General features: G+C 70.6%; 22 protein-coding genes and 1 riboswitch. Of the genes, 4 read left to right on the top strand and 18 right to left on the bottom strand.

Features of this window, described 5'->3' with window-relative positions; all coding sequences use genetic code 11:
- Positions 1 to 17: 17 nt before the first annotated feature.
- The 6 genes from OG385_RS25070 to OG385_RS25045 form a co-directional block, all read right to left on the bottom strand.
- Positions 18 to 770 (bottom strand): endonuclease/exonuclease/phosphatase family protein, encoded by a 753-nt coding sequence (locus OG385_RS25070; protein WP_266857854.1) that lies wholly within the window; start codon positions 768 to 770, stop codon positions 18 to 20.
- An 82-nt stretch (positions 771 to 852) separates the two neighbouring features.
- Entirely contained in the window at positions 853 to 1794 is a 942-nt protein-coding gene (locus OG385_RS25065) for an ROK family glucokinase (RefSeq protein ID WP_266857853.1), read from the bottom strand.
- Between the two features lie 69 nt (positions 1795 to 1863).
- Positions 1864 to 2316: a DUF5304 domain-containing protein gene (locus OG385_RS25060; protein ID WP_266857851.1), complete on the bottom strand. Its 453-nt coding sequence runs from the start codon at positions 2314 to 2316 to the stop codon at positions 1864 to 1866.
- A gap of 132 nt (positions 2317 to 2448) precedes the next feature.
- Entirely contained in the window at positions 2449 to 3594 is a 1146-nt protein-coding gene (locus tag OG385_RS25055; RefSeq protein ID WP_266857849.1) for an ArsA family ATPase, read from the bottom strand.
- Between the two features lie 6 nt (positions 3595 to 3600).
- Positions 3601 to 4056, bottom strand: coding sequence for an SRPBCC family protein (locus OG385_RS25050; protein ID WP_266857848.1), 456 nt, complete (start codon positions 4054 to 4056; stop codon positions 3601 to 3603).
- Positions 4057 to 4175: 119 nt separating this feature from the next.
- Positions 4176 to 4937, bottom strand: coding sequence for a metallophosphoesterase (locus OG385_RS25045; RefSeq protein WP_266857847.1), 762 nt, complete (start codon positions 4935 to 4937; stop codon positions 4176 to 4178).
- Between the two features lie 229 nt (positions 4938 to 5166).
- Here OG385_RS25045 and OG385_RS25040 point away from each other — a divergent pair, with 229 nt between their 5' ends.
- Complete coding sequence (locus OG385_RS25040) at positions 5167 to 6963, top strand: long-chain fatty acid--CoA ligase (RefSeq protein ID WP_266857845.1); 1797 nt, start codon at positions 5167 to 5169, stop codon at positions 6961 to 6963.
- A gap of 156 nt (positions 6964 to 7119) precedes the next feature.
- On the opposite strand, the gene OG385_RS25035 is transcribed toward OG385_RS25040, so the two are convergent.
- Positions 7120 to 8262 carry a glycosyltransferase family 4 protein gene (locus tag OG385_RS25035; RefSeq protein ID WP_266857843.1) on the bottom strand — a complete coding sequence of 381 codons (1143 nt, stop codon included), beginning with the start codon at positions 8260 to 8262 and terminating at the stop codon, positions 7120 to 7122.
- Positions 8263 to 8442: 180 nt separating this feature from the next.
- Here OG385_RS25035 and OG385_RS25030 point away from each other — a divergent pair, with 180 nt between their 5' ends.
- Positions 8443 to 9690, top strand: coding sequence for a glycosyltransferase family 87 protein (locus tag OG385_RS25030; RefSeq protein ID WP_266861146.1), 1248 nt, complete (start codon positions 8443 to 8445; stop codon positions 9688 to 9690).
- Here OG385_RS25030 and OG385_RS25025 read toward each other — a convergent pair.
- From OG385_RS25025 to OG385_RS25005, 5 genes are all read right to left on the bottom strand, one after another.
- The gene (locus tag OG385_RS25025) at positions 9671 to 10903 is read right to left on the bottom strand and encodes a hypothetical protein (RefSeq protein WP_266857841.1); all 1233 of its coding nucleotides are present in this window, start codon (positions 10901 to 10903) and stop codon (positions 9671 to 9673) included. The two genes, OG385_RS25030 and OG385_RS25025, sit on opposite strands and share 20 nt — an antisense overlap.
- Positions 10904 to 10956: 53 nt before the next feature.
- The gene (locus OG385_RS25020) at positions 10957 to 11982 is read right to left on the bottom strand and encodes an NlpC/P60 family protein (protein WP_266857840.1); all 1026 of its coding nucleotides are present in this window, start codon (positions 11980 to 11982) and stop codon (positions 10957 to 10959) included.
- A gap of 239 nt (positions 11983 to 12221) precedes the next feature.
- Positions 12222 to 13247, bottom strand: a complete 1026-nt coding sequence (locus tag OG385_RS25015) for an NlpC/P60 family protein (RefSeq protein ID WP_266857839.1) — start codon at positions 13245 to 13247, stop codon at positions 12222 to 12224.
- Between the two features lie 273 nt (positions 13248 to 13520).
- Positions 13521 to 14882 (bottom strand): NYN domain-containing protein, encoded by a 1362-nt coding sequence (locus OG385_RS25010; protein WP_266857838.1) that lies wholly within the window; start codon positions 14880 to 14882, stop codon positions 13521 to 13523.
- Between the two features lie 34 nt (positions 14883 to 14916).
- Positions 14917 to 15159, bottom strand: a complete 243-nt coding sequence (locus OG385_RS25005; protein WP_266857837.1) for a hypothetical protein — start codon at positions 15157 to 15159, stop codon at positions 14917 to 14919.
- 170 nt (positions 15160 to 15329) lie between these two features.
- Between OG385_RS25005 and OG385_RS25000 the strand changes: the two genes are divergently transcribed.
- The gene (locus OG385_RS25000) at positions 15330 to 16079 is read left to right on the top strand and encodes a rhomboid family intramembrane serine protease (RefSeq protein WP_266857836.1); all 750 of its coding nucleotides are present in this window, start codon (positions 15330 to 15332) and stop codon (positions 16077 to 16079) included.
- Positions 16076 to 16357: an Lrp/AsnC ligand binding domain-containing protein gene (locus OG385_RS24995; RefSeq protein ID WP_164264247.1), complete on the top strand. Its 282-nt coding sequence runs from the start codon at positions 16076 to 16078 to the stop codon at positions 16355 to 16357. The genes OG385_RS25000 and OG385_RS24995 overlap by 4 nt, the downstream gene beginning before the upstream one ends.
- Positions 16358 to 16438: 81 nt before the next feature.
- On the opposite strand, the gene OG385_RS24990 is transcribed toward OG385_RS24995, so the two are convergent.
- From OG385_RS24990 to OG385_RS24965, 6 genes are all read right to left on the bottom strand, one after another.
- The gene (locus tag OG385_RS24990; protein ID WP_266857834.1) at positions 16439 to 17815 is read right to left on the bottom strand and encodes an aminotransferase class V-fold PLP-dependent enzyme; all 1377 of its coding nucleotides are present in this window, start codon (positions 17813 to 17815) and stop codon (positions 16439 to 16441) included.
- A gap of 148 nt (positions 17816 to 17963) precedes the next feature.
- A riboswitch (SAM riboswitch) is annotated at positions 17964 to 18081 on the bottom strand.
- A gap of 133 nt (positions 18082 to 18214) precedes the next feature.
- On the bottom strand, positions 18215 to 19279 hold the full coding sequence (trpD, locus tag OG385_RS24985; protein ID WP_266857832.1) for an anthranilate phosphoribosyltransferase: 1065 nt from the start codon (positions 19277 to 19279) through the stop codon (positions 18215 to 18217).
- A gap of 130 nt (positions 19280 to 19409) precedes the next feature.
- Positions 19410 to 21035, bottom strand: a complete 1626-nt coding sequence (locus tag OG385_RS24980; RefSeq protein ID WP_266857831.1) for a ubiquinol-cytochrome c reductase cytochrome b subunit — start codon at positions 21033 to 21035, stop codon at positions 19410 to 19412.
- On the bottom strand, positions 21032 to 22084 hold the full coding sequence (locus OG385_RS24975) for a Rieske 2Fe-2S domain-containing protein (RefSeq protein WP_266857829.1): 1053 nt from the start codon (positions 22082 to 22084) through the stop codon (positions 21032 to 21034). Before OG385_RS24975 ends, OG385_RS24980 begins: the two co-directional genes overlap by 4 nt.
- Positions 22081 to 22890, bottom strand: a complete 810-nt coding sequence (locus OG385_RS24970; protein WP_266857828.1) for a c-type cytochrome — start codon at positions 22888 to 22890, stop codon at positions 22081 to 22083. Before OG385_RS24970 ends, OG385_RS24975 begins: the two co-directional genes overlap by 4 nt.
- Positions 22891 to 22955: 65 nt before the next feature.
- Positions 22956 to 23576, bottom strand: a complete 621-nt coding sequence (locus OG385_RS24965) for a heme-copper oxidase subunit III (protein WP_266857827.1) — start codon at positions 23574 to 23576, stop codon at positions 22956 to 22958.
- Positions 23577 to 23702 lie beyond the last annotated feature (126 nt).

Here is a 23702-nt window from a genome sequence, read left to right as displayed (position 1 = left end):
GGTTTGATCCGGTCGCCTCAGGCGCCGGACGGGCCGGTCCGTACCCGGAGCGCCGCGAGTACCGGGAGATGGTCGGACGCCGCCCGGAGGTCCGCCTGCGGGATGTCCTGCGGCACTCCGCACCCCAGTACCTCGACCTCCGGCGTCGCGAAGACCGCGTCGATCCGCCGGTCCGGGTCGGCCGCCGGGTAGGTGTGCTCGCCGCCCCACGGCTTCACCGCACGGCAGTCCTGGAGCTCCGCCGCCAGCCGCCGGAAACTCCGGCCGTCCGGGCGGTCGTTGAGGTCTCCGGCGACGACCGCGTGCGGGACGTCCATCGAGCCGAGCCGGTCGAGCAGCAGCCCCGCCTGCGTGTGGCGCTCGGCGGGCTGCAGGCTCAGATGGCAGTTGAGCACACCGAGCCGGGCACCCCCGATACGGATCACGGCGGTCGCGAAACCGCGCCGGTGCTGCCCCGGGGTGCGCGGCAGGAGCACGTCCTCGCTGCGCTCCACCGTGGCGCGCAGCGAACAGAGCAGCAGCGGGCCGGCCGCGGGGGCTCCGCCGCCGAGTGTCACCAGGTCGGTGGCGGCCGCGAGCCGGGCCGCGGCCTTGCGCCAGCGGAAGAAGCGCGGGGCCTCCTGGATGAGGACCAGATCGGGGTCGCAGGCACGGATCACCCGGACCAGCGCCGCGCGGTCGTCGCGCATCGAGCGGATGTTGTAACTGAGCACCCGGATTACGGCCGAGCCGCTCTCAGTACGAGATTCGGGCAGCGTAGTGATCGCCATGGGCGACACCCTACGACGGGCAGTTGGACCGGCGCCTGCCGCATCCCCGGGGATGCGGCAGGCGCCGGTCCAACTGCCCGTGTCAGCCCTGGCGGGCCAGGTCTGCGGCGCCCACCAGCCCTGCCTCGCCGCCCAGTTGGGCCGCGAGCACCTGGGCGTGCGGTCGCCACGCGCCGCCGATCAGCCAGCGCCGGAACGACTTGCGGATCGGGTCGAGGACCAGTTCGCCCTCGTCCGACACACCACCGCCGACGATGAAGGCCGAAGGGTCGAAGAGCGAGGCCAGATCGGCCAGACCGGCGCCGGCCCAGCGGGCCAGCTCGCGGAACGAGTCGATGGCCACCGGGTCGCCCTGGCGGGCGGCCTCGCTGATGTGCTTGCCCTGGATGCCGCCGGGGGTGCCGTCGCCGAGGCCGAGCAGCACCTGTGCGTGGTCCGGGGTGGCGTTGGCGCGCTGCGTCGCGTACCTGACGAGGGCCCGGCCCGACGCGTACTGCTCCCAGCAGCCCTGGCTGCCGCAGCCGCACAGCAGCCCGTCCGGGACGACCCGGATGTGGCCGAACTCGGCGGCCACACCGAACCGTCCACGGCGCAGCTTGTTGCCGATGATGATGCCGCCGCCGAGACCGGTGCCGATCGTGATGCAGATGACGTCCTCGTGCCCCTGGCCCGCACCGAACTTGTACTCGCCCCAGGCAGCCGCGTTGGCGTCGTTCTCCACGACCACGGGCAGGCCGATGCGCTGCTCGACCTTGTCCTTGAGCGGCTCGTGCCGCCAGTTGATGTTCGGCGCGAAGAGGACGGTCGCCCGCTTGTCGTCCACGTATCCGGCTGCCCCGATGCCGACCGCCTCGATCTCGTGCCCCTTGCCGGCCTCGGAGACTGCCGCGCAGATAGCGTCGACGATGCCTTCGGCGGTCGGCGGGGTGGGCACCCTGTGCACATCGAGAATGGCGCCCTCTTCGTCGACCACTCCGGCCGCGATCTTCGTGCCGCCGATGTCGACGCCGATGGTGAGTCCCATGAGTCCCTCAGTTTTCGGTCGAGCCCCGCTGAGGGGCAACCGTACCCGAGGGCCGCAGGCCCGGGGTGATCAGTCCAGATCGATGCGCTCGGCCGGGCCGGGGCCCTCGTCGCCGCCGTCGTCCTTGCCCGCGTCCCGGCCCTCGGCCGTTTCCCGGCCCGCGGTCCACCGCTGTTCCTGCTTCTCCACCGCCGAACGGTAGGCGGCGAGGAGTTCACCGCCGGCGGCCGCCAGGTGGTCGAAGACATCGGGGTTGCGCTCGACCACGGGCTCGACGACGGACTTCGCCTGGCTGAGGAACTGCTGCACGGCGCCCTGGGCGGCCATGCCGGGGAGCGACGACTGGAAGTCGGACACCTTGTCGGCGACCGCTTCGAAGAGCTTCTTGAGCTCGTCGGCCGCCGATCCCTCGGGGCTTCCGTACTGGGCGCGGCGGCGGGCCTTCTCCGCTGCGAGGTCCTCGGCGCAGGCCTTCGCCCAGGCGTCCGAGTCGGTGTCGGGCTGCTCGGTGGCTTCGCTCATGGCGGACTCCTGCGACGGATACGGGTGTACTTCGGACCGTACTTACGACGTTACCCGAACGGCCCTGCTACGTTCACCGGCCCGGTCAGCGGCGGTCGGGCCGCTCGGTCGACGGCTCCGTATCCGGCCCGGTCAGCGGCTCTGCGGCCACAGCCCCGGATCGGGCGCGAACCGGATGCCCAGCACCCCGTCCGTGAGCCCCGCGCCCTCGACCGTGCAGCGGCGGAGCGCCGACGGCAGGGTGACGGTCCTGCGGAACGGCCCTGCGGTGAGCAGCAGTTCGTCGCCGCGCCGCACCAGGCCCAGCTCCTCCTTGACCGCGCCGGGCAGCGGAAGCTGCCAGACCAGCACGCCGTCGTCGGCGAGCCGGTCCTCGACGCTCCACTCCGGGGCCGCCGCACGGCGAGCGGCCGGGCGTTCCAGCGGGACCAGCTCGTCGGCGGTGCGCGGGGCGCGTCCCAGATGGGGAAGTTCCGCCACGTCCACGTCGCCGAAGCAGGCCGACAGCTCCTTGAGGTGCTCCTGCTGCTGTGCCGCGAGCGCAGCGAGCCAGGGGTCGCGGGAGCCGGTGGGCAGCAGCCGGTTCGCGACGACCAGGTCGAGGGTGCGGCGGTACAGGGCGATCCCGGTACGGGCGGTGCGCAGCGCCCGGGTGGCGGCGGGTCCCGGCTCGGCCACCAGCCGCACGGTGGTGTCCGGGTCGTCGATCCTGGCCTGGACCGCGGCCAGTTCGTCCTCCCACCGGGCGGTCGTCCCGTACACCCACTGCGCGGGCATCGGGACGCCCGCGAGCTGGGCCAGCATCGGGCGCAGCGCCCGGGCCGCCTGCCGCTCGGGCGGCAGCAGCCGGCGCAGGTAGCGGCGGAGCTGCTCGGGGAGGGCGAGGACGGCCAGGGTCTCCTGGACGGGAGGCATGTCGACGACGGTCAGGTCCCACTCGGCGCTGTCGACGGTGCGCAGCGCGTGCAGCAGCGCGAGCTGCCCGGCGCCCGGCAGCTCGGTCAGCTCCTCCTCCTCCAGCCTGGCAGCGCCGAGCAGATCGAGGGCCGCGGCGCCGCGTTCCTGGAGGGCCAGCAGTTCGGTACGGAAGTGTGCGCCGGAGTCGATCCGTTCGGCCCGCACCCCCGCGTCGCGGGCGGCGGACAGACTCTCACCCGGGTCCGGGTCGGTGGAGAGCAGCAGGACCCGTTCGCCTTCGCGGGCGGCCGCCAGCGCGGTGGCCGCCGCGACGGTGGTGCGGCCCGCGCCGCCGAGGCCGGTGACGAGGACCGTACGCATCGGGCGTCAGCCCTCGGACTGTGCTGCGGCGCCCGACTCGACCCGCTTCTTCAGACCGGCCAGGGCGCGGTCGATGATGACCTTCTCGGCCTTGCGCTTGATCATCCCGAGCATCGGGATCTTGACGTCGACGGTCAGCCGGTAGGTGACCTCGGTGGCGTCACCGGCCGGGGCGAGGAGGTACGTACCGTCGAGCGCGCGGAGCATCTGCGACTTGACCAGCGTCCAGCTGACCTCGTCGGCGCCGGTCCAGGTGTACGCGAGGGTGTGGTCGTCCTTGATCGCGCCGGCGTCGAGCACCAGCCTGACCTGCTCGGCGCGGCCCTCGGCGTCGGTGGAGAGCACTTCGGCCTCCTTGACCTCGCCGGTCCACTCCGGGTAGCGGGCGAAGTCGGCGATCACGCCCATGACGTCGGCCGGTGCGGCCTCGATCGTGATGCTTGAGCTGGTGTGTTCAGCCATCGCCGTGGCTCCTCCAGTGCGGAATCCGGTGTGCATGCGCTGTGAAGGCTATCGCGTGCGCACCGGACCGCTGACCGCCCACCACCGACCGGCTACCGCTGACCGCCCACCACTGACCGCTACCACTCCATGACCCAGGGCCGCGAGGTCGAAGCGAAGTGGCCGACGTTCACGCACTCGGTCCGGCCGACACGGACCCGGCGGGACAGGGGCTGGTGCACATGCCCGAAGAGCGCGTACTTCGGGCGGATGCGCTGGATCGCGGCGAGCAGGGCGCGGCTGCCCCGCTCGAAGCGGCGGGCCACCGTGTCGTACACCAGCTCCGGGACCTCGGGCGGGATGTGCGTACAGAGCACGTCGACGTCGCCGAGCGCCTCGATCTTGGCCGCGTACTCCTCGTCGCTCACCTCGTAGGGCGTGCGCATCGGGGTCCTGAGGCCGCCGCCGACGAAGCCGAAGACACGGCCGCCGATCTCGACGCGCTCGCCGTCCAGGACGGTCGTACCGGGGCGGGCGTACTCGCGCCAGAGCGGTGGGATGTCGACGTTGCCGTAGGTCGCGTACGTCGGAGTGGGGAAGGCCGCGAACATGTCGGCGTACTGGCTGCGCACCGCCGTCTCGATCGCGGTGTCGCGGTCCACCCCGCTCCAGAGCCTGCGGCCGAGGTCGCGCGCCTCGTCGAAGCGGCGCGCGGTGCGCAGCTCCACGATGCGGTCGGCGTTCTCGACCCCGAAGAGGTCGGGGAAGATCCCGCGGGAGTGATCGGCGTAGTCCAGGAAGAGGACCAGGTCGCCGAGGCAGATGAGAGCGTCGGCGCCGTCGCCGGCCCTCGCCAGACCGCTGGTGTTGCCATGGACGTCACTGACCACATGCACGCGCATGGAGATCACCCTAGGACTCCTGGGCACAACATGGATAGAGGGTGCCGGACCTGCGAATACCGCCGCCGCTCGACATGCGTGGACTACTCTGCGCGAAGCACAGCGGTGTCGTGTGACGCATGGAACATCTGGCCGGAACCCCCTATCGGGAACCGCGTACCCATGGGTAACGTCCGGGCGGTCAGGTCCAGTCGTGGCGACAGCGATGTCGACCAGAGGAGCAGCAGTCTTGCGTGAGTTCAGCCTTCCGGCCCTGTACGAGGTCCCATCGGACGGCAATCTGACAGATCTGATCCGCCGCAACGCCGCTCAGCACCCCGATGCCGCGGTGATGGGCCGCAAGGTGGCCGGCGCCTGGACCGATGTCACCGCCGCCCGGTTCCTCACCGAGGTCCATGACGCCGCGAAGGGCCTGATCGCCGCGGGTGTGCAGCCCGGGGACCGGGTCGCGCTGATGTCCCGTACCCGGTACGAGTGGGTGCAGCTGGACTTCGCGATCTGGAGCGCGGGCGCGATCACCGTGCCGGTGTACGAGACCAGTTCGGCCGAGCAGGTGCAGTGGATACTCGGCGACTCCGGAGCGGTCGCGGTGCTCGTGGAGAGCGACGCGCACGCCGCGACCGTGGAGGCCGTACGGCACTCGCTGCCGGCCCTCAAGCACGTCTGGCAGATCGACCGGGGCGCCGTCGACGAGCTCAGGGCGAGTGGCGCCGGGGTCACGGACGCGACCGTGGACGAGCGCAGCTCCCGGGCGCGGGCCGACGATCCGGCCACCATCGTCTACACGTCGGGGACCACCGGCCGCCCGAAGGGCTGCGTGCTGACCCACCGCAGCTTCTTCGCCGAGTGCGGCAACATCGTGGAGCGGCTGAAACCGCTGTTCCGCAGCGGCGAGTGTTCGGTGCTGCTCTTCCTGCCCGCCGCGCATGTCTTCGGCCGGCTGGTCGAGGTCTCCTCCGTGATGGCGCCGATCAAGATCGGCTGCGTACCGGACATCAAGCACCTCACGGACGAACTGGCCTCCTTCAGGCCGACGTTGATCCTGGGCGTGCCCCGGGTCTTCGAGAAGGTCTACAACTCGGCGCGCGCCAAGGCGCAGGCCGACGGCAAGGGAAAGATCTTCGACAAGGCCGCGAACACCGCCATCGCCTACAGCCGCGCGCTCGGTACCCCGCAGGGCCCGTCCGCGGGCCTGCGGATCAAGCACAAGGTCTTCGACCGGCTGGTCTTCAGCAAGCTGCGGGCGGTACTCGGCGGACGCGGCGAGTACGCGATCTCCGGTGGCGCGCCGCTGGGCGAGCGGCTCGGCCACTTCTACCGGGGCATCGGCTTCACAGTGCTGGAGGGGTACGGCCTCACCGAGTCCTGTGCGGCGACCGCCTTCAACCCGTGGGACCGGCAGAAGATCGGCACGGTCGGCCAGCCGCTGCCCGGTTCGGTCGTACGGATAGCGGACGACGGCGAGGTGCTGCTGCACGGCGAGCACCTGTTCAGCGGCTACTGGAACAACGAGACGGCGACGGCCGATGCGCTGGCGGACGGCTGGTTCCACACCGGTGACATCGGCACGCTCGACGAGGACGGCTATCTCGCGATCACCGGCCGCAAGAAGGAGATCATCGTCACCGCGGGCGGCAAGAACGTCGCCCCCGCGGTGATCGAGGACCGCATCCGTGCTCATGCCCTGGTCGCCGAGTGCATGGTGGTCGGCGACGGGCGGCCGTTCATCGGCGCGCTGATCACGCTGGACGAGGAGTTCCTGGCGCGGTGGGCCGAGGAGAACGGCAAGCCGGTGGGGTCCACCGCGCTGTCGCTGCGCGAGGACCCGGAGCTGCTCGCCGAGATCCAGCGGGCGGTGGACGACGGCAACGCGGCGGTCTCCAAGGCCGAGTCCGTCCGCAAGTTCCGGGTACTGCCCGCGCAGCTCACCGAGGAGGCGGGGCACATCACACCGTCGCTGAAGCTCAAGCGCGCTGTGGTGGCGAAGGACTTCGCGGACGAGATCGAAGCGATCTACCGGGGCTGACCTGGCACCACACGAGAACCGGGTGCGGGCCGCGCGGCCCGCACCCGGTCGCGGTTCCGGCTACGGCTACGGCTACGGCTACGGCTACGGCTACGCACACGGTCCCGGTTCCGCACCGGCTCCGGTTCCGGTTCCGGTTCCGTCAGAGCAGTGCCCTCAGAGCAGTTCCCTGAGCTTCTCGGCGAGCAGGTCCCAGCGCCACTTCTCCTCGACCCACGCCCGGCCGCGCTCGCCCATCCGCCGCCGCAGCCCGGGGTCCTGGAGCAGCGTGACGATCCGGTCCGCCGCGTCATCGGCCGAGCCGCCCCGCACCACCCAGCCGGTCTCACCGTCGAGCACCGCGTCGGGCGCGCCGCCCGAATCGCCCGCCACCACCGGCAGCCCGGTCGCGGACGCCTCCAGGTAGACGATGCCGAGCCCCTCCACATCGAGCCCGCCCCTGCGGGTGCGGCACGGCATGGCGAAGACGTCGCCCGCGCCGTAGTGCGCGGGCAGCTCCGCCCAGGGCACCGGCCCGGTGAAGCGCACCGAGTCCGCGACGCCCGTCCGTGCCGCCAGTTTCTCCAGGTCCCCGGCGTACGGTCCGCCGCCCACGATCAGCAGCACCGCGTCCGGCACCTCCCGCAGGATCCGGGGCATCGCCAGGATCAGGGTGTCCTGCCCCTTGCGCGGGACGAGCCGCGATACGCACACGACCACCGGCCGGTCCGTGAGCCCGAGCCGGGCGCGTACCGCCGCACCGCCCGAGGCCGGGTGGAAGGTCTTCTCGTCGACGCCCGGCGGCAGTTGAACCATGCGGGCGGCGGCCGCCGGGGACAGCGCGGCGGCGATCCGCGAGCGGGTGTACTCGCCGAGGTAGGTGAGTGTGTCCGTGCCTTCGCCGATGCGCCGCAACAGCTGCCGCGCCCCGGGCAGCTGCGCCCAGCCCGCCTCGTGGCCGTGCGTGGTGGCGACGATCCGTTCGGCGCCGGCCGCCCGCAGCGCCGGAGCCATCAGGCCGAGCGGGGCCGCCGCCCCGAACCACACCGACGTACAGCCGTGTTCGCGCAGCAGCCCGCTCGCCCTCGCCGTGACGCGCGGGGTGGGCAGGAGCATCGTGGTCCGGTCGCGTACGACCGTGAACGGCTGCTCCGCGTCGAACGCGGCGGTGGCCGCCGCGCCCTCGGCGCCGCGCTTCCAGGTGGAGGCGTAGACGACGAGCTGTCCGGGGTCCAGACGCAGCGCCATGTTGTGCAGGAACGCCTGGATACCGCCGGGGCGCGGCGGGAAGTCATTGGTCACGATCAACGTCTTGTGCATCGCCGCCGACAGTACCCAACGGCCCTGCCTCACCGCTCCCGCCCGCCCTCGCACGGCATCATGACCCCGATGTCGGAGCACACCACGGCGCAGGCCGTCACAACGGACGGGGCGGTCCGGCGGGCCGTACGCGGCACGGCGCTTCCGGTCGTGGTGTGGGCCGCGACCAGGGCGCTGCTGATGCTCTGCGTGTTCAAGGTCCTTGTCGTCCCGGGGGCCGACGTCACCGTCGATGTGTCGGGGATCTACCACGGCTGGTACGAGGTGCTGCGGACCGGCACCTTCCCGCTTTCCGACGTGACCTGGCAGTACCCGCCCGGTGCGGCACTCGCGGTCCTCTCCCCCGCCCTGCTGCCGTTCCTCGGCTACGCACCGGCCTTCTTCGTGCTGACCCTCATCGCCGACGCGGTGGTGCTCGGTCTGCTGGTGTACACGGCGGGCCGGCCCGGCAGACGGCCGGCCGGCGTCTGGGTGTGGGTGGGGGGCCTGCCGCTGCTCGGCCCGACCGCGTACTCCAGGTACGACCTGATGGTGACCGCGGTCGCGGTGGCCGCGCTGCTGGCCGGGGCCCGCCGGCCGCGCACCATGGGCGCGCTGGCCGCGTTCGGGGCCCTGCTCAAGGTCTGGCCCGCGCTGCTGCTCGCGGGCGTGCGGCGCGGCCGTACCGCGCGCCGGTCCTGGTCGGCCTTCGCGGCGACGGCAGCGGGCCTGCTGCTGCTCGCGGGCACGGCGGTGCCCGGCGCCTTCGCCTTCCTCACCTTCCAGCGCGAGCGGGGCACCGAGGTCGAGTCGCTGGGTGGTCTGGTCTTCCAGGTGGCCCGGCAGTTCGGCTGGCAGGGGCAGGTGCTGCTCACCTACGGCTCGGTGGAGTTCGTCGGACCATATGTCCACGCGGTGAGCGCCGTCGCGCTGGGGCTGACCGCCGCGGCCTTCGGCTGGCTGCTGCTGTGGCGGCTGCGGGCCAGGGAGTACGCTCCGGCGACGCCGTGCGACGCGGCGTTCACCGCGGTGCTGCTCTTCACCACGACGAGCCGGGTGATCAGCCCCCAGTACCTGGTGTGGCTGGTCGGCCTCGGCGCCGTCTGCCTGGTCTTCCGTACCAGCGCGATGGCGGTCCCGGTCCTGCTGGTGGCGGGCGCCACGGCCGTGACCTTCCTGGAGTTCCCGCTCGGGTTCGACCATGTGGTGGCCGGGGACGCGGTCGGGCTTGTGCTGATGTTCGTACGGAACGGCCTGCTGGTCGTGGCGTCGCTGGCCGCGGCCCGCGCGCTGTGGCGGCACACGGTCCCACGGCACGGGCGGACGGCGGCGGAGGACGGGGCCGCCGCCGGGCCCGGCAGCACCACACAGCCCGAAGCTGCCTCAGCCGCCGGGGCCGCCGGAGACACCGACGCGGGCCATGAGCCGCTCAGCCCAGCTGCGCCCTGAGGTACTCGCGCCACCGTGCCGTGAAGGCGTCCGGATCCGTACCGAGCACGTCGTTCATGGCCTCCTCCACCGCGCCGTCGCGCTGCCCGTGCGCCCCGACCGCCCGGTAGAAGTCGGTCAGCTTCTGCTCGCCCCAGTGCTCGGCGATCAGCCGGCAGGCCAGCCAGCCGCCCTCGTACGCCCGCGCCAGCCGGTCGGCACTGTCGCTGAAGGCGAAGTCGGCGTCCGTGGGCAGGGTCGCGGGCAGCGACCCCGAACGCACCGCCCGCTGGAGCTCCGGTGCCGTCTCCCGGGGGCTGCTGCCGGTGCCCCGGTAGGCGACCCAGTCGGCGAATCCCTCGGAGAGCCAGAGCGGGGTGGCCGCGGACGTCGCGGTGCGGGTGGCGACATGGGTGGTCTCGTGGCTGATGACCACCTGCCGGCCCAACTGGCCCAGCTGGGCGTACGCCTCGGGGTTGACGATGACCCGGTCGGCGGGCGCTGCCCCGGAGCCGCCCGCCTCGCCGGTGGTGACCGCCGCGATGCCCCGGTAGGTGGCGGCGGGCGAGCCGAGCAGCGCGCCCATCGCGTCCAGCGATGACGGCACCAGCACCACCACACGCCCTGCCCACTTGCGGTGCCACGCCTTGTCGACGGCGGGGACGGCACGGTCCGCGACGGCGGCCACCTGCCGGAGCAGCCCGCCGGACTCGCCGACGCCGAGCACCAGGCTGTGCTTGCCGCGGGCGATCCGCACCGGGCCCTGCTGCCAGAGCTGCTGCCCGGTGCCGGTGGCGGGGCTGTCGTCGTCCAGGTACCAGCGGCCGTCGCGCCGCACCAGCTTGAGCGTGCGCCGGGCCGCCACCGGCGCACTGTCGTAACCGGAGATCCGGTACCGCAGCTCGACCTGCGCGGTGGCGGTGGCGCCCGCCTGCCTTACCTCGTCGACCCGGTACTGCCAGGAACTCAGCGGTAGGGCGGCGAGGTTGTGGAACTCCGCGCGCTGCGCCGTCCGCAGCCCCTTCGCCCGTGGATCGACGACGGACAGATAGCCGCTCTCGTCATGGCCGACGACGGCGGCGGCCCGGCGGTCGAGAGTGCGGCGGATGTCGCGCTCCGCGGTGCCGGACGAGCCGGGTCCTGAAGGCCCGCCGCACGCGGGAAGCAGCAGGCAGAGGGCGAGCGCGCAGCCGGCGGCCCGCTTCCGTCCCGTCATGCTCCCCCGCGCTGTCACGCCGCCGATCGTACGTGCCCCGACGGACCGGCCCGACCGCCGCCCGGCACAGGTCAGACCCGGGTCACCGAGGAGACGGGCATCATGCCGACCGGGTCGTAGCGGACCCTGGCCCCGGGATACGGCGCGTGCAGGACCTGGCCGTTGCCCATGTACATCGCGACGTGGCTGGCGTCGCTGCGGTACACCACGAGGTCCCCGGGCTGCGCCTGGGAGAGCGGGATCTGCCGGCCCGCGTACCGCTGCTCCTGCGAGGTGCGCGGCAGGGAGACGCCCGCGTGCGCGTACGCCCACTGCATCAGCCCCGAACAGTCGAAGCCCGAGGGGCCGTTGGCTCCCCACACGTAGGGCTTGCCGAGCGCGCTGCGGGCCGCGGCCACGGCGGCGGCGGCCCGGCCCGACACCGGCAGCGCGCCGAGCTCGGGCAGTGCGCCCCGGTCCGAGCGCGAGACCTGGTCGTACTGGGCGCGCTGCCCGCTGGGCAGCGCGTCGAGCAGCCGGCGCGCGCGGGCGAGTTTGCCCTCGACGGTGCGCTTGTGGCGGGCGACCTCGGTGCGACTGCTGCGGAGTTCGGCGAGTTTGCGGGTCGCGTCGGCGCGCCGCTGTGTCAGCTCGCGCTGGGCCTGCTCGATGCGGTGCAGTTCACCGGCCCGGACATCGCCGAGCTGCGCCAGGGCAGCGGCCTTGTCGAGATACGAGGCGGGGTCCGACGAGAGCAGCAGGGCGAGCGAGGGGTCGATGGCACCCGCGCGGTACTGGGCCCCTGCCAGCGCACCGAGCGCCCCGCGCATCACGTTGAGCTGCTCCTGGCCGCGTGCGACGCCGTCCTGTGCCTCACTGACCTGGTGGCGCAGCCGCTGGGCCTGCTCGTCCGCCTTGTCGTACTGCTGGGTGGCCCGCTCGGCCTGCGCGTACAGGCCGTCGACCTCGCTCTTGGTGACCGCAGCCGACTCGTGCGGCTCGGCGCCCGCCGGTGCGGCCCCGAGTCCTGCCGCGGCCGTCGCCAGCGCGGCGGACAGCACGGTGATCCGGGTGCTCCGGCCGAGGCCGGACTGGGTGGCACGGCGATGGGACACCACAGGAGCCGCACTCCTTCCGCTGCGTGCGGTCCCTGCCGCCCCGATGGGCGGACCGGTTGCCGGGCACCGCACGCCGGACAGTAGCCGTGTGACCACGCTGTGACCAAAGACCCCGCCGTGCACACAGAGTGACGCCCCGCCGTAGACCTCAAGGTCACGACGGGGCGGGGAGTCAGCTCACAGCACCGTAATTCGCCCGATCGGGCGGTGTCGGCGGCGCCGTACGGAAGGGGTCCCGATCAGATGCGGACGCCGAACTGGAAGGGCATGTCGGCCATCGCCTCGTACCGGACGACCGCGCCGGTGTGCGGTGCGTGCAGCACCGTGCCGTTGCCCGCGTAGATGCCGATGTGGTGCATGTCGCCGTAGAAGAGCACCAGGTCGCCCGGCTTGAGGGCGCTCTGCGAGTAGATGCGCTGACCGGCGTTGGCCTGGGCCTGCGAGGTGCGCGGGATCGTGACACCGGCCTGCGCGTACGCCCAGGACGTCAGCCCCGAGCAGTCGAAGGAGGCGGGTCCGGTGGCTCCGTACACGTACGGCTTGCCCAGCTGGGTCTTCGCCGCGTTGAGGGCGGCGGCCCCGCGGGCGGAGGCAGGCACGGAGTTGCCGAGGTCGGGACGGCTGTTGTCGCGGTTGGCGCGCTGGTTCTCCGCGGCTATCGAGGCGCGCTCGGCAGCGGTCAGGGAGGAGAGCAGCTTGCGCGCGTCGGCGAGCTTGTCCTGGACTTCCTGCTTCTTCTTGCCGAGTTCCGTGCGCGTCGACGCCAGGTCCTTGAGCTTGTCCTGCGCCTCGGCACGCTCCTGGGCGAGGGCCCGCTGCTTGGCCTGGATCTTCTTGACCGCGTCGGCCTGCTGATCGCTCAGCTGGTCCTGCGCGGTGGCCTTGTCGAGGAAGGTGTTCGGGTCGGACGAGAGGAAGAGCTGGACCGACGGGTCGATGCCGCCCGAGCGGTACTGGGCGCTCGCGATCGAACCGAGCTGGCCCCGCAGCTTGTTGAGGTCGCCCTGGCCGCGAGCGACGCTGTCCTGGAGGTCGTCGACCTGCTTCTTGAGCTTGTTCTGCTGGTCCTTGGCGCCGTCGTACTTCTGGCTGACCGCGTCGACGTCTTCGTAGAGCTTGTCGACCTTCGCCTTGACCTCGCTCTTGGTCGGCTTCGGGTCTGCGTGTGCGGCCTGAGCTGTCAGGGCCACAGCAGCGGCAGCGGTCGCGGTGAGCACGGTCACGCGGGTGCGGCTCGGCTGCTTCAGTCGACGGTGGGACGCCACGGAGGCGAGCTCCTTCTTCCTCAGAGCCGCCGAACACGTAGCAAAACCGTGAAGGCTTCGGCGGTTCCTTCGCTGCCACCCTGGATGAGTGATCGACCGCGCGAAGGTTCGAGGCCCGACCTTAGTGACCTTCTTGTGATCAGTTCAAATCCTGTTGCCAAAAATCTTGGTCACTGAGTGCATATTTTACAGACACCGCACGGGCAGTAACGGTCACTTGACGCTGTGGTGGAAAACGCCCGGCGCGAAGTCGGGCATTGTGCGCAGGAGTTATCAGGCGCGCGAAAGCCTCTTCAGCAACAAGACGGACGCAACGGGCCTGGCGCCCGATCTCGCCACGCCGTCGGCGACCTCGCGGTCCGCCGACACGACCACCACGGGACGCCCGGAGGGCTCCGCCCTGACCAGCTGGCGGATCACCTCGTCCGCGGTCACCCCTGGCTTGCTGAACAGCACCCGCACGCCGCGCGGCGGCGCGAGCAGCACCGGCGCCGCGAGCTCGGCCCCGTCGAAGACACAGGTCATCTCGGCGCCCGTCTGCGCCGCGAGCATCGAGAGACCGCCGAGCAGGCGCAACCGCTGCTTCTCCAGGGGCAGTTGCGGATAGCCGGTCTTGGTGACGTTGTAGCCGTCCACCACCAGATGGGCCTGCGGCAGCGAGAGCAGCTGGTCGAGCAGGGCCGGGTCGGTGTCGGAAAGCGCCCTGGCCGCGATGTCCTTGGGCGAGAGCCGGCCCGGCTCGACCGCGTCGACGGAGTCGGCGGGGCGCGTGGTCACCGGTGGCAGGGCCAGTTCGCGCCGCAGCCCCTGGGCGGCGTCGAGCACCGTGTCGAGGAGCAGCCGCAGCCGCATGTCCTCGACGGAACGCCCCTCGCGTACGGCTCGGCGGCCGGCCTCGACCGCCGCCTCGGCCTCACCGAGCCGCGCCTTCAGCCGCCGCGACTCGCTCTCCGCCGCGGCGACGCGCGCCGCGGCGTCGGACCGGACCGTTTCGATCTCGGAGCCGGAGCGGCGCAGCGCCGCCTCGCCGCGCTTCACATCGCTCTGCGCGCTGCGCAGCTTGCGCTGAAGCGATTCAGCATCCTTGCGGGCCGCGTCCAGCTCCGTACGCAGCCGCTCGTTCTCGGTCCTGGTCTGCGCCCGCGCGTCCGCCAGTTCCGCGCGCAGCCGCTCCAGCTCGTGCCGGCCCGCCTCGTCGGCGCGCTCGGCGACCACGCGCTGGGCCTCCTCGCCCGCGGCGGCGACGAGCTTCACCCAGCCGGCCGGACGCAGTACGTAGGCGGCCGCCGCCACGTCCACCGGGTCGGCGGCCGCGGGCGGCGAGCCGGCTTCGAGCGCCCCGGTCAGTTCGGGCTGGGACTCCTTCAGCCGCTCACCGATACGCCGGCGGAACAGCGCGTCGCCCTCCAGGGCCGCCGCCATCGCGTTGCCCGCGAACTTGGCCCGCCTGGTGGGGGTGAACCGGGCGTACTGCCGCAGCTGCGCCGGGAGTTCGGGTACGGTCAGCCCGCCGAATGCGTCGGAGACGAGGGCGACCACACGCCGCCGTACCCCTTCGGGCAGCGGACGGTCGAGCGCCTCTGCGGCGTCGCCGGCCGCGTCGGCCGGCTCCGCACCGCCTTCAGCCTCCACCATCCGTCACCCCACTGTCGCTCTTCGGGGGGCTCCCTCAGGAGCCGCCGCCCGGCCTGTCCACCAGCTCGATCTGGTCCACCGCGTTGCACCACCGGCAGCGCACCTGCTCGATGGTCTCACTGACCACCTCGCGCTCCTCCACTGTGGGCTCACCGGCCAGGTCGAGATGTATGTACTCGACAACTTTCGACGAGCGCGTCACGTCGAACCGGGTGAGATTGCCGCAGAGTGTGCAGCGCCACCGGGTGTCGGCGGTCGGCGTGGGAACCGTCGTCATACGTGCGTCCTCTTCGTTCGTACTGCCTCGGTCGCGGTGCGCCATCGAACTGCGGATGTACTCCCCGCAACCCTACGGCCTACGGCATACCCCGGGGGCGGACCTGCCGACCGTACGGGGCCCGGCGAGGCGATCTGCCCGATTGCGTCCGGTTGGGCCATGCTCGGTCAATGTTCAAGTGGCGGGATGCACCCGGACGGAAGGCGCCGGGGCGGCGCGCGGACGCGCTCGGCGGGCCGGTGGTGACGTACGGCCTGATCGGGGTGTGCTGCCTGGTCTTCCTGATGAGCCCCGTCTCCGGGCTCGATCCGGCCTACGGGACCGGCGACAACCTCCTCGCCGCCCAGAGCGCGTACTTCGAACACTGGGGCGTCGTGCCCACCGAACTGATGAGCGGTACGGCGGGGGCCCTGCTCACCCCGCTCACCGCACTCTTCATCCACGCGAACTGGCTGCATCTGCTGGGCAACATGCTGTTCCTGTACGTCTTCGGCGCGATGGCCGAGGAGCGCATGGGGCGCCTGCACTTCGCCGTCTTCTATGTGGTGAGCGGCTATATCGCCCTGACGGCGTACGCGCTCACCCACTCGGGCTCCGACCAGACCCTGGTGGGTGCGTCGGGTGCGATCTCGGCGGTGCTCGGCGCCTTCCTGAGCCTCTTCCCCCGGGCCCGGGTGACGAGCATCTTCCCCTTCCTGCTGTTCCTGCCGCTGCGCTTCCCCGCCTGGATCGTGCTGGTCTTCTGGTTCGTCCTGCAGTGGCTGGCGGCCGGGCAGCAGACCGGCACCGGACCCGGGGTCGCCTACACGGCCCATCTGGTGGGGTTCTCGCTGGGCTTCGGCTACGCGGCGGTGCGGTACTGGCGTACGACTAGAGTGAAACTCCCAGCGACGGCCACCGAGGGAGAAAGCAAGCCGTGATCACCGCGATCGTGCTCATCAAGACCAGCGTGGACCGGATCCCCGAGATCGCCGAATCGCTCGCCGCCCTGGAGAACATCAGCGAGGTCTACTCCGTCACCGGTACGTACGACCTGATCGCACTGGTCCGGGTGGCTCGCCACGACGATCTGGCGGACATCATCCCCGGCCGGATCAGCAAGATCCCCGGGGTGGAGGCTACGGACACGCATGTGGCGTTCCGTACCTACTCGCAGCACGACCTGGAAGCGGCTTTCGCCATCGGCCTGGACGCGTGACGGCCGCCCTGCCGCAGGGCCACGAGGCCTGAGAAGCCCCGCCCCGCGCCGGACGGCCGTCACGCGTTCGCGTCGCCGCGGTCAGACAGCCGGCACGCAGCGGCCGTCCTCGGTGCGGTAGTTCCAGCGGGCACCGTCGCGCACCAGTTCCTTCACCGCGCCCACGAAGCGCTCCACGTGCTCGTCCGGCGTACCGGCGCCGAAGCTCACCCGGACGGCGTTGAGCGAACGCTCGCCCGGCTCACCCTCCGGAGCACCGCACTCGCCCTGGTCCTGCGGGTCGCTGCCGAGCAGGGTGCGTACGAGCGGGTGGGCGCAGAACAGACCATCGCGCACCCCGATGCCGTACTCGGCGGAGAGCGCCGCCGCGAAGTGCGAGCTGTTCCAGCCGTCCACCACGAACGAGATGACCCCGACCCGCGGGGCATCGTCGCCGAAGAGCGAGAGGACCTGGACCGCGTCCACCTCGCCGAGCCCGTCGAGGACCTTGCCGACCAGCATCTGCTCGCGCTCGACCAGGGAGTCGAAGCCCGCGTCGGTGAGCGCCCGGCAGGCGGACGCGATGGAGTGGACCCCGATGACGTTGGGCGATCCGGCCTCGTGGCGGGCGGCGGTGGTGTGCCACTCGACGTCGACACCGCCGTCGGCGCGCCGGGCCACGCTGCGGGAGGCGCCGCCGCCCGCGAGGTACGGCTCGGCGGCGAGCAGCCAGTCGGAGCGGCCCGCGAGGACCCCGGAGCCGAACGGCGCGTACAGCTTGTGGCCGGAGAAGGCGACCCAGTCGACGTCCAGCTCCGTGATGTCCACGGGGTGGTGCGGTGCGAGCTGCGCCGCGTCCAGCACGATGCGCGCCCCGTGGGCGTGGGCGGCGACCGCCAGCTCCTTGACCGGCCACAGCTCACCGGTGACGTTGGAAGCGCCCGTGACACAGACGAGGGCGGGTGCCTCCGGCGTCTTACGGTCCGCCAGCGCGCGCTCCAGGGTCTCGACTGCCTGCTGCGGGGTGCGCGGGGCGTTGAGGTAGGTCACGGCGGCGTCACGCCAGGGCAGCAGCGAGGCGTGGTGCTCGGTCTCGAAGACGAAGACCTCGCAGCCCTCGGGGACCGCCGAGGCCAGCAGATTGAGCGAGTCCGTGGTCGAACGGGTGAAGACGACCTGGTCGTCCGGACGGCAGCCGAGGAACTCGGCGACAGTCGTCCGGCTGTTCTCGAAGAGGTCGGTGGAGAGCTGCGAGAGGTACCCGGCGCCGCGGTGCACGCTGCCGTAGTACGGGGCGTACGCCGCCACGTCGTCCCAGACGCGCTGGAGGGCCGGGGCGCTCGCCGCGTAGTCCAGTGCCGCGTAGGTGACCTCGCCTCCGGTGACGAGCGGGACCAGGACGTCCCTCCCGAGGACGGGGAGATTCTCGGAGGAATCCTTACAAACCGACGCGTTGACGGCAGCACTGGGAACAGACATGACGAACTCCCGGAAAAGGGCAGGCGAATTCACTGCGCGTGCCACACGCGGCAGTGCAAGGAAAGGGGTGCGGAGAAGGGGGCTACTGCCCTATCGCATTCGCTGAACCACGGAAGATCTCCCTCGACGACCAGGATCCCTGTCGAGGGATCCGCGCTTGCCGAGGACTTCGCTGCCCACGGCCTGGTCTTCACCCAGGGCACCCCGCCACGGACGGAGGGTTGCCGGACAGCGGGCTGGGGCCGTAGTCGCTGTCACTCATGACCTGCAGAGGATCCTGCCATACGTATCCGGACGTGCCAAGGCGCAGTCCACAGCATGAGACCGATGGCCGGCCGGAGCTGCGCGACTGCGCCCTGGGTGTGCTGTGCGGTGGGGTGTCGTGAGAGGGACAGGGGCTCAGGCGTTGCTGGCGGCCACCCAGCGCTCCAGCGCGCGGGCCGCCGACCCGGAGTCGATGGAATCGGCGGCCCGCGCGATACCCGCCGCGATCCGCTCGTTGAGGGATCCGCTGCCCGGGTCCAGCGCGACCAGCGCAGCCGCCGAGTTCAGCAGGACCGCGTCCCGTACCGGACCGGCTTCACCGGACAGCAGCCTGCGGGCCACATCAGCGTTGTACGACGAGTCGCCGCCGCGCAGCGCCTCCACGGGGACCAGTCCGATGCCCACGTCGCGCGGGTCGAAGGATTCCTCGTGCACCGTGCCGTCCGCCACCGTCCAGACCCTGGATGTGGCGGTGGTGGTCAGCTCGTCCAGCCCGTCGTCGCCGCGGAACACGAGAGCGGACGAACCGCGCTCGGCCAGCACCCCCGCGATGATGGGCGCCACCCGCGCGTCGGAGACACCGGTCGCCTGTGCCCGGACCTTCGCCGGGTTGGTGAGCGGACCCAGGAAGTTGAAGGTGGTGCGGATCCCCAACTCCTTCCGGGCGGCGGCCACATAGCGCAGTGCGGGGTGGAACTTGACCGCGAAGCAGTAGGTGATGCCCGCGTCGGCGGCCACCTCCACGACCCGCTCCGGGGTCAGCTGGAGATTGACGCCCAGCTTCTCCAGGACGTCGGACGCCCCGCTCTGGGACGACGCCGCGCGGTTGCCGTGCTTGACGACCTTGGCGCCGGTGCCCGCCACGACGATGGAGGACATGGTCGAGATGTTCACGGTGTTGGCGCCGTCGCCGCCGGTGCCGACGATGTCCACGCTCGGGCCGGGCACGTCGATCAGCCTGGCGTGCGCGTACATCGCCCGGACGAGACCGCTGATCTCCGCGACCGTCTCGCCCTTGGCACGCAGGGCGACCGCGAACCCGGCGATCTGCGCGTCCGTCGCCTCGCCGCTCATGATGCGGTCCATCGCCCAGGCGGTGGCGTCCGCACTCTGGTCGATGCCGCGGAGCAGCGAGTCGAGCACGCCCGGCCAGGAGTGTGCCGCCACGCTGTCGCCGCCGACCGGGGTCACAACGCTCATGGTCCACTCCTGGGGTCCACCGTCGAATAGGGATGCGGCCAAGCTTATCCAGCTCCGGGTGACAGCGAAGAGCCCCGTCCAGCGAATGGACGGGGCTCCTGCTGTGGCGACTTTTCAGTCGGTCAGGTGATCAGTGGTGACCGTGGCCGCTGGTGATCTCCTTGTACTCCTCGGCAGTGGGCTTCTCGATCTGGTTGTGCTCGCCGTAGTAGCCCTTGCTCAGCTTGGCGCGGACCCGGGTCAGACGGGACACCTTGCGCGCGACACCGTTCTCGTCGACCTCGGGGCCGATTTCGAGCGGCTGGTACTGCTCGTGCGCGGTCAGGGTGTGCAGCTGCTGGGGCTTGAGCGGCTCGTGCACCTCGATGAACTCACCGTGCGGCAGGCGCTTGATGACACCGGACTCGCGTCCGTGCAGCACCTTCTCCCGGTCACGGCGCTGCAGACCCAGGCACCAGCGCTTGGCGACGATGAACGCGATGACCGGTCCGACGAACATCCCGATCCGGACGAACCAGGTGATCGCGTTGATCGACAGATCGAAGTGCGTGGCCCAGAGGTCGTTGCCGCCGCCGACGAGCAGGATCAGATAGAGCGTGATCCAGGCGACGCCGAGACCCGTACGCGTGGGGGCGTTGCGCGGGCGGTCCAGGATGTGGTGCTCGCGCTTGTCCCCGGTGATCCAGGACTCGATGAACGGATAGACGCCGATACCGACCAGGACCAGCGGGAAGACCACGATCGGGATGAACACACCCAGGACGAGTGTGTGACCCCAGGCGTTGATCTCCCAGCCCGGCATGATGCGGACGAGCCCCTCGGAGAAGCCCATGTACCAGTCGGGCTGGGCGCCGGTCGACACCTGATCCGGACGGTACGGGCCGATCTCCCAGATCGGGTTGATCGAGGCGATCGCGGCCATGGCGGCGATGACACCGAAGACCAGGAAGAAGAAGCCTCCGGCCTTGGCCATGTAGACCGGCAGCAGGGGCATACCGACGACGTTCTTGTTCGTCTTGCCGGGACCCGCGAACTGCGTGTGCTTGTGGTAGAAGACCAGGATCAGGTGGCCGACCAGCAGGCCGAGCATGATGCCCGGCAGCAGTAGCACGTGGACCGAGTAGAACCGGGAGACGAAGTCGCCGCCGGGGAACTCACCGCCGTACAGGAACATCGACAGGTACGAGCCGACGATCGGGATGGAGAGCATGACGCCCTCCATGAACCGCACACCCGTACCGGAGAGCAGGTCGTCCGGGAGGGAGTAGCCGGTGAAGCCGGTGAACATCCCGAGCACCAGCAGCAGGAAGCCGAAGAGCCAGTTGATCTCGCGCGGCTTGCGGAAGGCGCCCGTGAAGAACACGCGCATCATGTGCACCAGCATGCCGGCCAGGAAGACCAGCGCGGCCCAGTGGTGGATCTGCCGGATGAGCAGACCGCCGCGGACCTCCAGGCTGATGTTCACCGTCGAGGCGTACGCCTCGGACATGTGGATGCCCTGGAGCGGCACGTACGGGCCGTCGTAGACGACCTCGTTCATGCTCGGGTGGAAGAACAGCGTCAGATAGACACCCGTGAGGATGATGATGATGAAGGTGTAGAGGCAGATCTCCCCGAGCATGAAGGACCAGTGGTCCGGGAAGATCTTGCGCATGTTGGTCTTGGCCAGGCCGTAGATGCCCAGACGGCCATCGGCCCAGTCGGCCACCCGCTCGCCGGCGGGCGCCTTGCGCTGTGTATCCGTCACGGTGCTCATCCGCGCTCCCAGAAGGCAGGACCGACGGGCTCTGCGAAGTCGCCGAGCGCTTCGAGATTACCCTCGCCGTTCACACCGATCCGCAGCTGCGGAAGCGGGTGGCCGGCCGGGCCGAAGATGACGCGGGCGCCGTCGGACAGGTCGAAGGTGGACTGGTGGCACGGGCAGAGCACGTGGTGCGTCTGCTGCTCGTACAGGCTGATCGGGCAGCCGACGTGGGTGCAGATCTTCGAGAACGCGACGATGCCGTCGTGGGCCCACTCGCGTTCCTTCTTGTCCTTGATGTTCTCCGGCTGGATACGGACGATCATCAGGGCAGCCTTGGCGATCTGCGTCTGGAAGTCCTCGTCGGACTCCTGAAGGCCCTGCGGCATGGCGAAGGTCAGCGAACCGACGGACACGTCCTCGGGACGCAGCGGCTGGTTGGTGTTCATGTTGATGAGCACCTTGCCGCGCGCCCACAGCGTCTTGCGGAGCTTCTTCTCCGGCAGCGGACCGAGGTCGCGCAGCAGCATCACACCGGCGAGCGGCACCATGGCCATCGCGCCGAACATCGTGGTGCGGATCAGCTTGCGGCGGCCGAAGCCGGACTCGGCGGCACCTGCCGCGAAGTCGGCCAGGACCTGCGCCTTGACCTCGGCCGGGGCCTCGATCGGGTGACGCTCGGCCGGCATCTCGACGTCCGACATCAGCGTGCGGGCCCAGTGGACCGCGCCGGCGCCGATCGTGAAGAGCGCCACACCCAGGGTCAGACCCAGGGAGAAGTTGAGCGCGCTCACGTGCCCGAACGGGAAGACGAAGATGATCTTGTCGACGGGGAAGATCACGTAGGACGCGATGAACCCGATCGTCGCCAGCATCGAGAGCGTGAACAGGAAGGCGACCACGCGCTCGGAGCGCTTGGCGGCCCGCTCGTCGATGTCCTGGATACGCGGCTTGTGGGCCGGCAGTCCCGGGTCCGCGAACGGGTCGTCCGCGGGCTCCACCGCGCCGTGCGCGGGGTCCTGCTCACTCGGCAGGTTCTCTTCGGAATTCTCTTGGCTACTCATGACTTCTTGGCCTTAGCGGTGTGGGCCGCGACCCAGATGGCAACTGCGATCAGCGCACCAAGTCCGAAGATCCAGCCGAACAGACCCTCACTGACCGGACCGAGGCCGCCCAGCTTGAGGCCGCCCTCGCTGGCGGAGTTGTCGCCGTTGACGGTCTTGATGTACGCGATGATGTTCTGCTTCTGCTTCTCCGGCATCGTGGTGTCGGGGAAGTTCGGCATGGACTGCGGGCCGGTCTGCATGGCCTCGTAGATGTGCTTCGGGCTCGCGCCCTCAAGGCTCGGGGCGAACTTGCCGTGCGTCAGTGCACCGCCCTCACCCGTGAAGTTGTGGCACTGGGCGCAGTTGGTGCGGAAGAGGTCGCCACCGGCTGCGGTGTCGGCGCCCTGGTCGCTGTACTGCTTCGAGGTCGGCGCGATGGGTCCGGCGCCGAGCGAGGCCACGTACGCGGCCAGCTGGTCGATCTGGCCCTGCGAGTAGATGACCTTCTTCTTCGGCACCTGGGCGCCGGGCTGCTGGGCAGGCATACGGCCGGTGCCGACCTGGAAGTCCACGGCGGCTGAGCCGACGCCGACCAGGCTGGGGCCGTCGGACGAGCCCTGGCCGCCCATTCCGTGGCAGCTTGCGCAGCCCACGGAGAACAGCTTCTTGCCCTCACTGATGGCGAGGGACTGGGAGGTGTCGTCGGCCTGCGCCTTGCCCGCGGGAGCGAACGCGGCGTACAGCCCCCCGGTGGCCGCCAGCGCGAGGAGTAGGACGACGACCGCCGCCAACGGGTGGCGTCGTCGTGCGGAGAGCTTTTTCACGGATTACCCCGGTGTCAGGATCTTCTGCGTCGGTGCTTGCTGGATGAGTGGGGCGTCGGGCCCGATTACTTGATCAGGTAGATCGTCGCGAAGAGGCCGATCCACACGACATCGACGAAGTGCCAGTAATAGGACACGACGATGGCTGCGGTCGCCTGCTGGTGCGTGAATCTCTTGGCTGCGTATGTCCTGCCGAGAACGAACAGGAAGGCGATCAGGCCGCCTGTCACATGCAAGCCATGGAAGCCCGTGGTCAGGTAGAACACCGAACCGTACGGGTCGGAGGAGAGCGAGAGGCCGTCCTCCTTCACCAGGTTGGTGTACTCGAAGATCTGGCCTCCGATGAAGATCGCACCCATCACGAACGTGATCGAGAACCACGAGCGCAACTTCTTCACATCGCCACGCTCGGCGGCAAAGACGCCGAGCTGGCATGTGAGAGAGGAGAGCACAAGGACCGTGGTGTTCGTCGCCGAGAAAGGAACGTTCAGCGAGGACGCCATATCCTTCCAGTGCTCGGGACCCGTCACCGATCGCAGGGTGAAGTACATCGCGAAGAGGGCCGCGAAGAACATCAGCTCGGAACTCAACCAGATGATGGTTCCGACGCTGGTGAGGTTCGGCCGATTGACCGACGGGTGCGCGTGCCCGGTTTCTACTGTCGTTGCTGTCGCCACGACCGACATTATGTCGGTCGCTTATCCCGCCCTCACCCTGGGGGGTGCCGTTCGGTGTGTCAGCGGGTCGTGTCCAGCCCTAACAGCCCATCGCGAGGCGGTCCGTAACGGTGTTGACGGGGTGTCGGACGGAGT

This window comes from Streptomyces sp. NBC_01306 (genome assembly GCF_026340465.1).
Lineage (GTDB): Bacteria > Actinomycetota > Actinomycetes > Streptomycetales > Streptomycetaceae > Streptomyces.
The sequence above is the reverse complement of the archived record's forward strand: the minus strand, read 5'-3'. Positions and strand labels throughout refer to the sequence as shown.